Source organism: Nocardioides phosphati (assembly GCF_014646375.1).
GTDB lineage: Bacteria > Actinomycetota > Actinomycetes > Propionibacteriales > Nocardioidaceae > Nocardioides > Nocardioides phosphati.
In genome coordinates this window covers 858,286-872,073 of the sequence record NZ_BMNI01000001.1, presented here as the reverse complement: position 1 = coordinate 872,073, position 13,788 = coordinate 858,286, and the positions used below count along the sequence as shown (strand labels likewise).

Here is a 13,788-nt window from a genome sequence, read left to right as displayed (position 1 = left end):
CTCAGAAGCCGAGCTTGCGCAGCTGGCGCGGGTCGCGCTGCCAGTCCTTGGCGACCTTCACGTGCAGGTCGAGGTGGACGGGCGTGCCGAGCATCGCCGCGATCTGCAGGCGCGCGGCCGTGCCGACCTCGCGCAGCCGCGAGCCCTTGTGGCCGATGATGATGCCCTTCTGGCTGTCGCGCTCCACGAAAAGGTTGGCGTGGATGTCGAGCAGCGGCCGGTCGGCAGGACGGCCCTCGCGGAGGTTCATCTCCTCGACGACGACCGCGATCGAGTGCGGCAGCTCGTCGCGCACGCCCTCGAGCGCAGCCTCACGGATCAGCTCGGCGACGATCGCCTCCTCGGGTGCGTCGCTCAGCTCGCCGTCGGGGTAGAGCTGCGGGCCCTCCGGCATCAGGCCGATCAGGATGTCCGCGAGCAGGCCGACCTGGCTGTCGCCCACGGCGGAGACGGGGACGATCTCGGCCCAGTCGGTGCCGGTGGTGCGGCCGAGCTCGGCGATCGCTAGCAGGTGCGAGGCGAGCTGCTCGGGCGTCGCCTTGTCCGTCTTCGTCGCGATCGCGATCTTCGTCGTGCGCCGGACCTTGGCCAGCTCGTTGACGATGAAGGTGTCACCGGGACCGATCTTCTCGTCCGCCGGGAAGCAGACGGCGACCACGTCGACCTCGGACCACGTCGACATGACCAGGTCGTTGAGGCGCTCGCCGAGCAGGGTCCGCGGGCGGTGCAGGCCAGGGGTGTCGACGAGGATCAGCTGGGCGTCGTCGCGGTGGACGATGCCCTTCACCACGGTGCGGGTGGTCTGCGGCTTGTTGGAGGTGATGACCACCTTCGAGCCGACCAGCGCGTTGGTCAGCGTCGACTTGCCGGCGTTGGGACGGCCCACGAAGCAGGCGAAGCCGCTGCGGTAGCCCTCGGGACGCTGGCCGTGGAGCGGTGGCGCCGGCGCCACGCCCTTGATGTCGAAGTCGCGGTCGTGCTCGGTCATCGGTCAGCCTCTCGTGCTGCGTCATCGGCCGCCTGTGCGGCTGCTTCGTCGCGGGCCGCGTCGTACGCCGCCCAGATCTCGTCGTCGGTCTTGCCCTGTGCCTTGCCCTCGCGCCAGATCGGCCCGGGGTCGACCGCACGCGGCTGGCGCTGGTGGCCACCGCCGCGCCAGTAGCCCATCACGTCGTAGGCGCTGGTGGGGAGCTTCACCTCGCGCATGAGGTGCTTGCGGATCGCCCGCATCTGCGCGGACTCCCCCGCCATCCAGAAGTAGCCCTCGCCGTCGGGCCACGTGATGGCCTCGACGATCGCGGCGGTCGCGGTCTCGGCGTCGTGCGGCACCGGGACCCACGTGATCGTCCCCGACTGTCCGTCCGCGACACCCAGGAGGTAATCGGTGAGCGGGGCGTCGGGGATCTCCACCCACGCGCGCACGTCGAGGCCGGCCGGAGCCGTCTCGATGATCCGCGCGATCGCGGGCAGGGCGGTCAGGTCACCGACCAGCAGCAGCCACTGCGCCGACTCGGGCATGTCGAAGCTGCCCTTGGCGGCGCTGATCGTCACCACGTCGCCGACGCAGTCGCCCGCGGCCCACTCCGTGACCAGGCCGTGGTCGTGGACGACGATGTCGAGGGTGAGCTCACCCGCAGCCCACGAGCGGACCGTGTAGTAGCGGGTCTGGAACTGCCCCGGCACCGTGAGCGCTACCCATTCGTCCGGCACGCCCGTGCTTTCGAACGCCGTGAGGCCGTCGCCGCCGAGCACGATCCGCACGAAGTGGTCGGAGAGCTGCTCCCGCCTCAGGACGGTCGCGGCGTACTGCGCTGCTCGGGTGCTCACCGGCCAAGGCTACCGGCGGGAGAGCTACACCCCGAACGCGTGGCGCATGGGGTACGACGTCTGGCCGTCGACGGTCTTCGTGGCGAGCACGTGGTGGAGCTGGATCTCGTTGCGCTCGAAGCCGACCCGCGACCCCGCCATGTAGAGGCCCCACACCCGTGCCGTGCCGATGCCCGCCTCCTCGACGCACGCGTCCCAGTTGTCGACGAGGTTGCGGTTCCAGCCGGCGAGGGTGAGCGCGTAGTGGCGGCGGATGTTCTCGTGGTGCTGCACCTCCAGCCCGCTGTCCTCCATCGCCGCGACGATCGTGCCCGAGGTCGCCAGCTCGCCGTCGGGGAAGACGTAGCGGTCGATGAACGCACCCGCCCGCGCACCGTGGCGGCTGTCCGAGCGCGTGATGCAGTGGTTGAGCAGCCGCCCGTCGGGCTTGAGCCGGTCGCGGATGAACCCGAAGTACGCCGGGTAGTTGGCCACCCCGATGTGCTCGGTGAGGCCGATCGAGCTGATCGCGTCGAAGCCGCTCTCCTCGACGTGGCGGTAGTCGAGGTGCCGCACCTCGGCGTACGGGTCGAGGTGCTCCTCCTTGATCGCGCGCTGGGCCCACGACGCCTGCTCGCGCGAGAGCGTGACGCCGAGCGCGTGCACGCCGTACTCGCGGGCCGCGAAGCGGACCATGCCGCCCCAGCCGCAGCCGAGGTCGAGCAGCCGCTGGCCGGGGCGCAGGTCGAGCTTGCGGCAGATCAGGTCGTACTTCGCCTCCTGCGCCTCCTCGAGCGTCGCGACCGGCCGCGGGAAGACCGCGCAGGTGTAGGTCATCGAGGGGCCGAGCACGAGCTCGTAGAAGCGGTTGGACACGTCGTAGTGGTGGTGGATCGCGTCGGCGTCACGCACCTCGGTGTGGCGCTGGAACCAGCGCAGCCCCTCGAGCTTGTTGCGCCAGGCCGGAAGGTGCTCCTCCGGCGGCGGCTTCGGAGGAATGAAGTGCGACAGGCCGAGCTCGGTCATCAGCCTGATCACCTCGAGCGGGCCGGGGCGGGCCACGTCGGTGCGGCCGACGATGAGGGACAGGGCCGGGTAGGGGTCGCCGGGGTGGGTGCCCTGGAGCACGAGGTCGCCGCTCACGTAGGCACGCGCGAGGCCGAGGTCGCCCGGTGCCGTGAGCACGTAGGCGAGGCCGCGCGGAGACGTGATGTCGAGCGTGTACGGCGAGTCGGTGTCGCCCGCCTCGCTCCCGTCGTACGCGGCGAGGCGGATGGGCAGTCCGCCGTCGAAGAAGCTGTCGAGAACCTCGGCGATCCGGGCCATGGGCTACCTCCTGTGAACTGCCTTGTCGTAGAGCGACGTGAGTCGCCCGTCGGGGTCGTGCTGCTGCTTCACCGCCGCGAGGTGCGGACCGTCGTAGAGCCGGTCGAACGTCGCGGCGTCGTAGAACGCCTCGCTGTAGAGGGACTTGTGGCCGCCGAGCTCGCTGACCTTCGCCTCGATCGCGCGGTTGGTCGGCCCCTCGGAGGCGCCGTCGCCGACCCGCACCGTGCCCCAGAAGCCGACGTTGACGTAGGTCGTGCCCGGCTCCAGCGGGTACGTCGGCCAGGGCCGCTCGCCCGGGGCCGCCTCGCGCCGCAGCCGCAGCGGGCAGAGCCAGACCGGCCGCATGCCGACCTCGGCGTCGAACCAGGTGAGGAACTCCCCCAGCCGGTCGAGCGGCACCTCGACGTCCTGGACCACGCGCTCGGGCTCGGGCCGACCCGCACGGGCGTCGAGCCGGCGCGAGATGCCGAGCTTCTGGTCGAGGCCGAGCAGCCGGTGGTAGACGTCGGAGCGCCGCAGGCGCCGCGGCCACAGGCGGCGCACGACAGGGTGCTGCGCACCGAACGCGGCCGAGCACCAGAACCAGTCGGTGTCCCAGCGCCAGAGGTAGTCGTGGAACGTGAGCAGGTCACTCTCGCGCTCCTGCAGCGACCGGTAGAAGACCTGCGAGCCGGTGTAGTCGGAGGGCTGGCCGCCGTGGGGCGCCTCGTCGGTCCACCGGGCGAGCGTCAGCACCAGCTCGCCGGGCGCGAAGGCCACACCGTCCATCGCGTCGACCCGCTGCCCCTCCCACTCGCCGGTCTCGACGACCTCGGCGATCGCCTTCTCCAGCAGGCCGGAGTCGCTGAAGGCCACGTGCCGCAGCGCGGCGTACGCCGGAGCGGGCTCGAGCTCGATGCGGAGCCGCGTGGCGTAGCCGAGCGAGCCGTAGGAGTTGGGGAAGGTGTCGAAGAGGGGCTCCCCCGGTCGGGTCGTCACGACCTCGCCGGACCCGGTCAGCACGTCCATCTCGAGGACGGACTCGTGCGGCAGGCCGAGGCGGAAGCTGGTCGCCTCGATGCCGAGGCCGGTGACCGCGCCGCCGAGGGTGATGGTGCGCAGCTGCGGCACGACGAACGGCACCAGGCCGTGGGCGAGCGTCGCCTCGACGAGGTGCTCGTAGGTGCACATGCCCTGCACGTCGGCGGTGCGCGCGACGGGGTCGACGGCGATCACGCCGTCCAGCCCGGAGACGTCGAGCCCGGCCTCGACCTGCTCGCGCGGACGGAAGAGGTTGGAGGTGCGCTTGCGCAGGCGCACGGGCGCTCCGGTCGGGATCGCGGCGTACGACGAGAGCAGTCGCGCCACGCCCTCCCGGTGTCGGTCCCATCCGAGGGGGGTCGTCACACGGACGACGCTAGCGCGGCGCTCCGGAGAGCGTCACTGCCTGAGACCGAACCGCAACCTGGGGCGTGTCCCAGGCCTCAGCGGAGCTTGCCGGCGGGGTCGGTGACGATGATCGTGACGTCGTCACCGGCGAAGTCGCGGACGGCCGCGGCGTCGGGCTCGGTGAGGGCCTCGGCGTCGCCGAGCAGCACCAGCGCCTCGAGGCCGCGCGAGCCGGAGGCGACCGCCATGCCGATGCAGACCTGGACAGCGCTGAGCTGCAGGCTCGGGAGGTCGACCGTCGCCGCGGCGTAGGTGCGGCCGTCGCTGTCGCGGACGGCGGCGCCCTCGGCGGCACGGGTGCGGGCACGGGTCGCGCGGGCGAGCACGACGAGCTTGTTGTCCTCGGCAGACAGGGCAACGGGAAGATCGGGCATGGGGGTCAGGCTACCGAGCCTGCGGACGGCTCCCCCGCAGCGGCCTGCCGGCGCTCGCTGCGCTCGTCGTCGGCGGCGACCTCGGCCACGGGGACCCGGCTGATGACGACGGTGTCGATGCGGTTGCGACGGCCACTCGCGGCCACCGCCTCGAAGTGCAGGCCCTCGCACTCGACGGCAGAGCCGGGGATCGGCACGACGCCCATCAGCTTCGCCATCAGGCCGCCGACCGAGTCGACGTCGTCGTCGGAGATGTCGACGTCGGGGAAGAGCTCGTCGAGGTCGTCGACCGGGAAGCGGGAGGAGACCTTCACCCGGCCGTCGGGCAGGTGCTCGACCTCGACCGAGGCGGCGTCGTACTCGTCGGTGATCTCGCCGACGATCTCCTCGAGGACGTCCTCGATGGTCACGATGCCGGCGGTGCCGCCGTACTCGTCGACGACGATCGCCATGTGCTGGCGGCGGGCCTGCATCTCCTTGAGGAGGGCATCGGCCGGGAGGCTGTCGGGCACCCAGTGGATCGGGCGGAGGAGGGTGTCGATCCGCTGCGTGGTCTCGGAGTCGGCGTCGTCGAAGACCCGGCGCGAGACGTCCTTGAGGTAGGCCAGGCCGATGACGTCGTCGAGGTTCTCGCCGATGACCGGGAGCCGGGAGTAGCCGCTGCGCAGGAAGAGCGACATCGTCTGGCGGAGGTTCTTGTGGCGCTCGACGAAGACCACGTCGTTGCGCGGCACCATCACCTCGCGCACCGAGGTGTCGCCGAGCTCGAAGACGTTGTGCACCATCTGGCGCTCGCCCTCCTCGATGACGCTCGAGGCGGTGGCCAGGTCGACGAGCTCGCGCAGCTCGGTCTCGGTCGAGAACGGGCCCTCGCGGAAGCCCCGGCCGGGCGTGATCGCGTTGCCGAGCATGATCAGCAGCCGCGGCAGGGGCCCGAAGAACGGCGTCAGCGTGAGTAGCAGCGGGGCTGCCGCCAGCGCAATGGGTACGGCGTGCTGGCGACCGAGCGTGCGCGGAGCGACGCCGACCACGACGTAGGAGACGACGATCATCACGCCGCTGGCCAGCAGCAGCGCCTGCCACCAGGAGTCGATGCGCGTCACCGCCAGGTAGGTGACCAGGACGATCGCGGCGACCTCGGCAGCGATGCGCAGCAGCAGCACGCTGTTGAGGTAGCGCGGCGGGTCGTCGAGGAGCCGCACCAGCTTCCGCGCGCCGGCGCGCCCCTCGTGCTCGATCTCCTCGGCGCGGGCGCGCGAGAACGAGATGAGGGCGGCGTCGGCCGCCGAGAGGAGGCCGGCGACCGCGGTCAGGGCGACCGCGAGGACGAGCAGCCAGAGATCCGCAGGCTCCATCGGGGTCAGCTCGCGTGGAACTCGGCGAGGAGCTGGTCCTGCAGGCCGAACATGACCCGGTGCTCCTCGGGCTCGGCGTGGTCGTAGCCGAGCAGGTGGAGGATGCCGTGGACGGTCAGCAGCTGGAGCTCGGCCTCGGTGGAGTAGTCGGCCTGGCCGGCCTCGCGGCGTTCGGTGGCCTGGCGCTCTGCGACCGCGGGGCACAGCACGAGGTCGCCGAGCACGCCCTCCTCGGGCTCCTCGTTGACCTTGCCCGGACGGAGCTCGTCCATGGGGAAGGCGAGCACGTCGGTCGGGCCCTCCTTCTCCATCCACTTCTCGTTGAGCTCGGCGATCGTCGGCTCGTCGACGGCCTTGATGCAGAGCTCGGCGAGGGGGTGGACCCGGAGCCGGTCCATCACGAACCGGGCGAGCCTCGAGGTGGCCTGCACGTCCAGCGGCAGGCCCGACTCGTTGAGCACCTCGATGGTCACCGACGGGTCTCCTTCTGCTGGGGCTTGATGGTCTTGTTGAGTGCGGTGGTCGCGGCGGCGGCCGCCTCGAGCGCAGCATCGTGCTCGTCGTACGCCGCGACGATGTGGCCGACCAGCTTGTGGCGGACGACGTCGTGGGCGGTGAGGCGGTTGAACGAGATGTCCTTGATGCCGTCGAGGATGCCCTCGACGACGCGCAGGCCGGACTTCACCCCGCCGGGGAGATCGGTCTGGGTGATGTCGCCGGTGACGACGATCTTGGAGCCGAAGCCGAGGCGGGTGAGGAACATCTTCATCTGCTCGGGCGTGGTGTTCTGCGCCTCGTCGAGAATGATGAACGAGTCGTTGAGCGACCGGCCGCGGAGGTAGGCCAGCGGGGCGACCTCGATCGTGCCGGCCGCCATGAGCTTGGGGATCAGCTCGGGGTCGAGCATGTCGTGGAGCGCGTCGTAGAGCGGGCGCAGGTAGGGGTCGATCTTCTCCGTGAGCGTGCCGGGCAGGAAGCCCAGGCGCTCGCCGGCCTCGACCGCGGGGCGGCTCAGGATGATCCGGTTGACCTGCTTGGACTGCAGCGCCTGGACCGCCTTGGCCATCGCCAGGTAGGTCTTGCCGGTGCCGGCGGGGCCGATCCCGAAGGTGATGGTGTTCTTGTCGATCGCCTCGACGTAACGGCTCTGGTTGAGCGTCTTGGGGCGGATCGTGCGGCCGCGGTTGCTCAGGATGTTGAGCCCGAGGACGTCGGCCGGCTTCTCCTTCGTCTCCGCCCGCAGCATCGAGATGATCCGCTCGACGGTCTCGTTGGTGACGCCCTGGCCGGTGCGGATGACCGTCACCAGCTCGTGCAGGTAGCGCTCGATCAGCGCGATCTCCGAAGGCACGCCGTGGAGGGTGAAGGTGTTGCCCCGCACGTGGATGTCGGCCTCGAACTCGCCCTCCATGATGCCGAGGAACTCGTCGCCCGGGCCGAGCACGTTGACCATGTCGACGCTGGCCGGGATGACCACCGTGTGGCGGGTGTTCTTGGCGCCGGGCTCCTTGAAGGGGCCGTCGGCGTGTGGGGGCGTGCGCGGGTTCTCTGTCATGGGTGGAGCAAGTCTATCCGCGTACGCCGACAGCGGCGGCGGCGCTGGTCGTCGTGCCGGTCGCTCAGCCCGGGGGCCACTCGAGCGAGCGGCCGCCGAGCAGGTGGAGGTGGACGTGGAAGACCGTCTGGCCGGCGTCCTCGCCGGTGTTGAAGACGAGCCGGTAGCCGTTGTCGAGGCCCTCCTGGGCGGCCACGTCGCGCGCGGTGGTGATCAGGTCGGCGGCCATCGTCGGAGCGTGCTGGGCGACCTCACCCGCGTTGGCGTAGTGGTCCTTCGGCACGACGAGCACGTGCGTCGGCGCCTGCGGGTTGACGTCGCGGAACGCGACCGAGTGGTCGCTGGCGTGCACGATCCGGGCCGGGATCTCGCCGGCGACGATCTTGCAGAACAGGCAGTTCTCATCAGGCGCGGGTGCGTTCATGGAGCCCACACTAGGGATTCGTCGGTAACGCGTGTAAACCACTCGGCCGTGGTGCGCGTGGGACTAGCGTGACCATCGTGGACCCGGACCCGCTCGCCGACGCGCCTGGCTGGCTGCCCCCGTCGAGCGCGGACCAGGCCGTCGCCGAGCTGTACGCCGCCCACTGGCGGCGTCTCGTGCGGCTCTCGGTCCTCCTCGTCCACGACCAGGGCCTCGCCGAGGAGATCACCCAGGACGCGTTCGTCGCGCTCCACGACCGCTGGTCGCGGCTGCGTGACCCAGCGGCCGCGCTCGCCTACCTCCGCCAGTCGGTGGTCAACCGGTCCCGCTCGGCCCTGCGCCACCGCAAGGTCGTCGACCGCCACGCCGCGCGCGAGCGGCTGCCCGAGCCCGCGCCGGGCGCCGACACGGGCGTCGACGCCGGGGTCCGGCGTACGGAGGTGCTGGCAGCGCTGCAGGCACTCCCCCGACGCCAGCGCGAGGTCCTCGCGCTGCGCTACTACCTCGATCTCTCCGAGGCCGACATCGCCGCCACGCTCGGCATCAGCCAGGGGGCGGTGAAGAGCCACGCCTCGCGCGGCTCCGCGGCACTCCGCTCCCACCTCGCTCCGCACCTGGAGGACCTCCGATGAACGATCGCTTCCACGAGGACGACCTCGCTCAGCTGATCCGTGAGGCGGCCGACCAGGTGCAGCCCCACCCCGCCCTCGACGCCATCCGTGCCCGGACCGTCACGTCCCCCAAGGAGAGCCCCATGTCTGTTGCACGCACCTGGCTGCTGGGAGGCCTCGGCGGCGCCGTCGCCACCGCAGCCGTGATCGGCGGCGTCTGGTTCGCCACCACCAACGGCGACGACTCGCCGACGCCCGGCCCGGCCGAGTCGCCGACCGGCACCATCACCGGCTCCCAGTCGCCGACTCCGACCCAGAGCGCCTCGCCGTCGCCGTCCAACTCGTCGGCCCCCACCTCGCCCCTCAAGGCCCACGTCGCCTACTTCGCCGGCGACGCTCCGGGCGGTCTGGCGCTCTACCGCGAGTTCTTCGCCGGCAACGCCGACGACCTGCTGGTCGACGCGGTCGGATTCGCCGCCACCGGCGACCCGAAGGACCGCGACTACCGCACGCTGTGGCCGGCAGGCACCGAGGTGCGGGCTGCCTACCTGAGCGACGAGCCCGGCGACGGCCTGATCACCATCGACCTCAGCGGCAACCTGCACGACCGCCCCGCCCAGATGACCGAGCGCGAGGCCAGCCTCGCCATCGAGCAGTTGATCTACACCGCCCAGGGCTCCCTCGGCATGGGCCGGCTCCCGGTGCAGCTGCTGCTCGACGGCAAGCACACCGACACCATCCTCGGCGTACCCACGTCCGAGCCGCTGGCCAACGCGCCGGTGCTGAAGACGCTCTCCCACGTGAACATCTCGACCCCTGCCGAGGGCGACGTCATCACCGGCGACACGATCGACGTGACCGGCGTGGCCAACTCCTTCGAGGCGAACGTGGTCCTTCGGCTGCAGCGCTACGAGGGCACCTACATCGCCTTCCAGGGGCCGGTGACCGCCGACGGCTGGATGGGCGACAAGCTGTTCCCGTTCAGCACGAAGATCGACATCTCCAAGGTCGAGCCCGGCACCTACACGCTGATGGCGGTGACCGACGACCCGTCGGGCGGCGCCGAGGGCAACGGTGCCTTCACCGACTCCAAGGTCATCACGATCAAGTAGCCAGGGCAGATCTGGACATCAAGCCGCCGCGACACACCGGACCCACCGGAGTGTCGCGGCGGCTTGCTGTGCAGATCGGCCTTCACTCCACCGGGTCGAAGTCGTACGCCGGGAGGCCGTCGAGGCTGGTCCGGTTCTTCTGGACGCGATAGGCGGCCGAACCGTCGGGGCCCTTGCGCGCGAAGTACGGCCCGAGCAGGTCGCGGTGTCCCTCGAAGGACATCAGCGGGACGCCGTAGCCGCACGAGTCGGAGATCCGTTCGACGTCCACGACGATCACCGCACGCGTGCCCGGCTGCTCGGCGAAGTGGCCGACGAGGTCGCCGAACCCCTCGTCGTACGGCGTGACGATGCGGCCGCGCCCGTGCAGGCGCACGATGTTGGGCGCGCCGTCGAACGCGCAGAACATGACGGTGACCCGGCCGTTCTCGCGCAGGTGCGCGATCGTCTCGCTGCCGCTGCCGGTCATGTCGAGCCAGCCGAAGGTGTGGCCGTCGAGCACCGCGAAGGTGCCCGGCACACCGCGTGGAGAGAGGTTGACGTGGCCGTCCGCGTCGAGCGGCGCGGTCGCCACGAAGAAGACCTGCTGCCGCTCGATGAACTCCCGCAGCCGTCCGTCGATCGCCTCGTGCACCTTGCCCATGGCTGAGCCTCGCACGGTGCGGCCGCGTCCAGCGACCGGTTGTCTCACGCCCAGCGGGCGGTGCGCGACAGCAGCGCAGCAACAGCCGCGACGCCGGCGGTGGAGGTGCGCAGCACCTCGTCGCCGAGCTTCACGCCCTGGACGCCCGCCTCGGCGAACGCCGCGAGCTCCTCGGGGCTGATGCCGCCCTCGGGGCCGACGACGACCACGATGGAGCCCTCGGCCGGGACCGACAGCGACGCGAACGACGCGGGGCCTTCCTCGTGGAGCACGACGGCGAGGTCGGCGTCGCGCACGAGCGCGGTGACCTGGGCCGTGGTGGCGAGCGGCGCCACGACAGGGAACCACGAGCGACGCGCCTGCTTCGCCGCCTCGCGAGCGGTGGAGACCCACTTCGCGTGCGACTTCACCGCGCGCTCACCACGCCAGACGGCCACGGAGCGCGAGGCGGCCCACGGGATGATCTCGGCGACGCCGATCTCGGTCAGCACCTCGACGGCGAGCTCGCCGCGCTCGCCCTTCGGCAGCGCCTGCACGACGGTGATCCGCGGCGTCGCCGGCTCGGCGACGTCGACCGACGAGACCGTGACCGTGAAGACCCGCTTGCCCGTCGACTCGACCTCGCCGGTCACCGAGACGCCGCAACCGTCGGTCAGGACGACCTGCTCCCCCACCGCCAGCCGGCGTACGGCGACGGCGTGGTGCGCCTCGTCGCCCGTGACCTCGACGACTGATCCCTCGGCGACGCCGGAGAGCGTGGGGACGAGGTGCACGGGAAGCGACATCAGCAGTGCTCTTCTCGGGGCCGGATCAGTGCTGCGAGAACGCGTCGCGCAGGCGGTTGAAGACCGACTTGTGGGCCGGGCGGAGCGAGCCCTCGACGGCCTCCTCGCCGCGGAGCCTGGCGAGCTCGCGCAGGAGCTCCTCCTGGCGCGCGTCGAGCTTCGTCGGCGTCTCGACCACGATCGTCACGACGAGGTCGCCGCGCGCCTGGGTGCGCAGGCCGGGGACGCCGAGGCCGCGGAGCGTCACGCTGCTGCCCGACTGGGTGCCCGCCGCGACGTCGAGGTCGAAGGTCTGCTGGCCCTCGTCACCGAGGTCGGACTCGAGCGTCGGCAGCGTCAGCACGGTGCCGAGCGCGGCGGCCGTCATCGGCACCGAGACGGTCGCGTGCAGGTCGTTGCCGTGGCGGCGGAAGGTCGCGTGCTGCGCGACGTGGATCTCGACGTACAGGTCACCGGCGGGGCCGCCACCGGGGCCGACCTCGCCCTGCTCGGAGAGCTGGACGCGGGTGCCGTTGTCGACGCCTGCGGGGATCTTGACGGTGAGCGAACGACGCGCGCGGACCCGGCCGTCGCCGGCGCACTCGCGGCACGGGTCGGGGATGACCGTGCCGAAGCCCTTGCACGCCGCGCAGGGACGCAGCGTGCGGATCTCGCCGAGGAACGAGCGCTGCACGTGGGCGACCTCGCCCGCGCCGTGGCAGGTCTCGCAGGCGACCGGCTTCGAGCCGGGCTGCGCACCGTCGCCGTTGCACGCCGTGCAGCGGACGGCGGTGTCGACCTTCAGCTCACGCGTGACGCCGAACGCCGCCTCCGCGAGCTGGACCTCGAGCCGGATGAGCGCGTCCTGGCCCCGGCGTACGCGCGGACGGGGACCGCGACCGCTGGCCGCACCGCCCGGCTGCCCGCCGCCGCCGAAGAAGGCGTCCATGATGTCGGTGAAGGAGAAGCCCTGGCCGGCGCCGGCGAAGCCACCACCGAACGGGTCGCCACCGCGGTCGTACTGCTGCCTCTTGGCCGGGTCGCTGAGCACCTCGTAGGCGTGCGAGACCGCCTTGAACTTGTCCTGGGCGTCGGGGTCGGGGTTGACGTCCGGGTGGTACTGCCGGGCAAGACGCCGGTAGGCCTTCTTGATGGTGTCCGCGTCCGCGTCGCGGCCGACACCGAGGAGCTCGTAGAAGTCCTGGCTCACGTGGGGTTCCTCAGGTTGTTGGTCAGGGCTGCTCGTCGAGCAGGCGGGAGATGTAGCGGGCGACGGCACGGACGGAGGCCATCGTGCCGGGGTAGTCCATGCGGGTCGGGCCGACGATGCCGAGGCTGGCGATCGCCTGGTCCTGCGGGCCGTAGCCGGCGGCGACGACGCTCGTGCCGGAGAGCTCCTGGTAGGGACCCTCGTGGCCGATCCGCACGGTCACCAGGTCGGACGAGGCCTCGCCGATCAGCTTGAGCAGCACGACGTGCTCCTCGAGCGCCTCGAGCATCGGCCGCACGGCGGTGTCGAACGACGTGCCGAAGCGCGCCAGGTTGGCCGTGCCGCCGACCGCCACCCGCTCGTCGGAGCGGTGGTCGGACATCGCCTCGGTGAGGACGTGGACGACGGTCTCGACGGAGGCCTTCACCTCGGGTGCGACCTGGTCGGGCACGCCACCGAGCGCAGTGACCGCCTCGGCGATGCGCGTACCGACGGCCGCGTGGAGCAGACGACTGCGGAGGTCGGCGAGGTTGTGCTCGTCGAGCTCGCCCGGCAGCTCCACGAGGCGCTGCTCGACCCGGCCGGTCGAGAGGATCAGCACGAGCAGCAGCCGCGTGGGGGCCAGCGAGACGACCTCGACGTGGCGGACCGTGCTGGAGCTGAGGGTGGGGTACTGCACGACGGCGACCTGGCGGGTCAACTGCGCGAGCAGCCGCACCGAGCGCTGGACCATGTCGTCGAGGTCGACCGAGCCGTCGAGGAAGGTCGAGATCGCCCGCTTCTCCGCGGGGCTCATCGGCTTCACGGTCGAGAGCCGGTCGACGAAGAGCCGGTAGCCCTTGTCGGTCGGGACCCGGCCGGCGCTGGTGTGGGGCTGGGTGATGAAGCCCTCGTCCTCGAGCGCGGCCATGTCGTTGCGGACCGTCGCGGGCGAGACGCCCAGCGAGTGGCGCTCGACCAGGGCCTTGGAGCCCACGGGCTCCTCCGTCGCGACGTAGTCCTCGACGATGGCACGCAGCACCGCGAGCCTGCGCTCCTCGAGCATGCGTCCTCCTCATCGGGGGTCTGGTGTTGCCGCGTCTGGCACTCCGAACTGGCGAGTGCCAATGCTACCCGGCCGGGCATCGTCAGCGCCGGTGACGCGGACGACACCCGTGTGTCGGTGCCCGATCCGGGG

15 protein-coding genes are annotated in these 13,788 nt (G+C 71.4%); 2 read left to right on the top strand and 13 right to left on the bottom strand.

Annotated elements, in window-relative coordinates:
- Window position 1 precedes the first annotated feature (1 nt).
- From era to IEX47_RS04340, 9 genes are all read right to left on the bottom strand, one after another.
- A complete protein-coding gene (gene era / locus IEX47_RS04380; protein ID WP_188782720.1) occupies window positions 2-988 on the bottom strand; it encodes a GTPase Era in 987 nt (328 codons plus the stop codon).
- Window positions 985-1,827: a siderophore-interacting protein gene (locus tag IEX47_RS04375; RefSeq protein ID WP_188782719.1), complete on the bottom strand. Its 843-nt coding sequence runs from the start codon at window positions 1,825-1,827 to the stop codon at window positions 985-987. The genes era and IEX47_RS04375 overlap by 4 nt, the downstream gene beginning before the upstream one ends.
- 24 nt (window positions 1,828-1,851) lie before the next feature.
- Window positions 1,852-3,132, bottom strand: a complete 1,281-nt coding sequence (locus IEX47_RS04370) for an SAM-dependent methyltransferase (RefSeq protein WP_188782718.1) — start codon at window positions 3,130-3,132, stop codon at window positions 1,852-1,854.
- A gap of 3 nt (window positions 3,133-3,135) precedes the next feature.
- The gene (locus IEX47_RS04365; RefSeq protein ID WP_188782717.1) at window positions 3,136-4,521 is read right to left on the bottom strand and encodes an FAD-binding oxidoreductase; all 1,386 of its coding nucleotides are present in this window, start codon (window positions 4,519-4,521) and stop codon (window positions 3,136-3,138) included.
- Window positions 4,522-4,598: 77 nt separating this feature from the next.
- Complete coding sequence (locus IEX47_RS04360) at window positions 4,599-4,937, bottom strand: cytidine deaminase (protein ID WP_188782716.1); 339 nt, start codon at window positions 4,935-4,937, stop codon at window positions 4,599-4,601.
- 5 nt (window positions 4,938-4,942) lie between these two features.
- Window positions 4,943-6,292, bottom strand: a complete 1,350-nt coding sequence (locus IEX47_RS04355; protein WP_188782715.1) for a hemolysin family protein — start codon at window positions 6,290-6,292, stop codon at window positions 4,943-4,945.
- A gap of 5 nt (window positions 6,293-6,297) precedes the next feature.
- On the bottom strand, window positions 6,298-6,765 hold the full coding sequence (ybeY, locus tag IEX47_RS04350; RefSeq protein ID WP_188782714.1) for an rRNA maturation RNase YbeY: 468 nt from the start codon (window positions 6,763-6,765) through the stop codon (window positions 6,298-6,300).
- Complete coding sequence (locus IEX47_RS04345; protein ID WP_229662633.1) at window positions 6,762-7,745, bottom strand: PhoH family protein; 984 nt, start codon at window positions 7,743-7,745, stop codon at window positions 6,762-6,764. Before IEX47_RS04345 ends, ybeY begins: the two co-directional genes overlap by 4 nt.
- A gap of 166 nt (window positions 7,746-7,911) precedes the next feature.
- The gene (locus IEX47_RS04340; RefSeq protein ID WP_188782712.1) at window positions 7,912-8,271 is read right to left on the bottom strand and encodes a histidine triad nucleotide-binding protein; all 360 of its coding nucleotides are present in this window, start codon (window positions 8,269-8,271) and stop codon (window positions 7,912-7,914) included.
- 68 nt (window positions 8,272-8,339) lie between these two features.
- On the opposite strand from IEX47_RS04340, the gene IEX47_RS04335 reads away from it, so the two are divergent.
- The gene (locus tag IEX47_RS04335; RefSeq protein ID WP_229662614.1) at window positions 8,340-8,903 is read left to right on the top strand and encodes a SigE family RNA polymerase sigma factor; all 564 of its coding nucleotides are present in this window, start codon (window positions 8,340-8,342) and stop codon (window positions 8,901-8,903) included.
- Window positions 8,900-9,994 carry a Gmad2 immunoglobulin-like domain-containing protein gene (locus IEX47_RS04330; protein WP_188782711.1) on the top strand — a complete coding sequence of 365 codons (1,095 nt, stop codon included), beginning with the start codon at window positions 8,900-8,902 and terminating at the stop codon, window positions 9,992-9,994. Before IEX47_RS04335 ends, IEX47_RS04330 begins: the two co-directional genes overlap by 4 nt.
- Before the next feature lie 82 nt (window positions 9,995-10,076).
- Here the strand turns inward: IEX47_RS04330 and IEX47_RS04325 are convergent, their stop codons facing one another.
- The 4 genes from IEX47_RS04325 to hrcA are packed head-to-tail and all read right to left on the bottom strand — an operon-like array spanning window position 10,077 to window position 13,656.
- Complete coding sequence (locus tag IEX47_RS04325) at window positions 10,077-10,637, bottom strand: pyridoxamine 5'-phosphate oxidase family protein (protein WP_188782710.1); 561 nt, start codon at window positions 10,635-10,637, stop codon at window positions 10,077-10,079.
- A 44-nt stretch (window positions 10,638-10,681) separates the two neighbouring features.
- The gene (locus IEX47_RS04320; protein WP_188782709.1) at window positions 10,682-11,422 is read right to left on the bottom strand and encodes a 16S rRNA (uracil(1498)-N(3))-methyltransferase; all 741 of its coding nucleotides are present in this window, start codon (window positions 11,420-11,422) and stop codon (window positions 10,682-10,684) included.
- A 25-nt stretch (window positions 11,423-11,447) separates the two neighbouring features.
- Complete coding sequence (dnaJ, locus tag IEX47_RS04315) at window positions 11,448-12,611, bottom strand: molecular chaperone DnaJ (RefSeq protein WP_188782708.1); 1,164 nt, start codon at window positions 12,609-12,611, stop codon at window positions 11,448-11,450.
- A gap of 22 nt (window positions 12,612-12,633) precedes the next feature.
- Window positions 12,634-13,656 (bottom strand): heat-inducible transcriptional repressor HrcA, encoded by a 1,023-nt coding sequence (hrcA, locus tag IEX47_RS04310; protein ID WP_188782707.1) that lies wholly within the window; start codon window positions 13,654-13,656, stop codon window positions 12,634-12,636.
- Window positions 13,657-13,788: the final 132 nt, after the last annotated feature.

What these genes read in the sequence shown, in the direction of transcription:
- era (WP_188782720.1), bottom strand. Translation starts at nt 988, where the DNA reads ATGACCGAGCACGACCGCGACTTCGACATCAAGGGCGTGGCGCCGGCG.
- IEX47_RS04325 (WP_188782710.1), bottom strand. Translation starts at nt 10,637, where the DNA reads ATGGGCAAGGTGCACGAGGCGATCGACGGACGGCTGCGGGAGTTCATC.
- IEX47_RS04345 (WP_229662633.1), bottom strand. Translation starts at nt 7,745, where the DNA reads ATGGTCAACGTGCTCGGCCCGGGCGACGAGTTCCTCGGCATCATGGAG.
- IEX47_RS04330 (WP_188782711.1), top strand. Translation starts at nt 8,900, where the DNA reads ATGAACGATCGCTTCCACGAGGACGACCTCGCTCAGCTGATCCGTGAG.
- IEX47_RS04340 (WP_188782712.1), bottom strand. Translation starts at nt 8,271, where the DNA reads ATGAACGCACCCGCGCCTGATGAGAACTGCCTGTTCTGCAAGATCGTC.
- IEX47_RS04370 (WP_188782718.1), bottom strand. Translation starts at nt 3,132, where the DNA reads ATGGCCCGGATCGCCGAGGTTCTCGACAGCTTCTTCGACGGCGGACTG.
- IEX47_RS04360 (WP_188782716.1), bottom strand. Translation starts at nt 4,937, where the DNA reads ATGCCCGATCTTCCCGTTGCCCTGTCTGCCGAGGACAACAAGCTCGTC.
- hrcA (WP_188782707.1), bottom strand. Translation starts at nt 13,656, where the DNA reads ATGCTCGAGGAGCGCAGGCTCGCGGTGCTGCGTGCCATCGTCGAGGAC.
- IEX47_RS04355 (WP_188782715.1), bottom strand. Translation starts at nt 6,292, where the DNA reads ATGGAGCCTGCGGATCTCTGGCTGCTCGTCCTCGCGGTCGCCCTGACC.
- IEX47_RS04320 (WP_188782709.1), bottom strand. Translation starts at nt 11,422, where the DNA reads ATGTCGCTTCCCGTGCACCTCGTCCCCACGCTCTCCGGCGTCGCCGAG.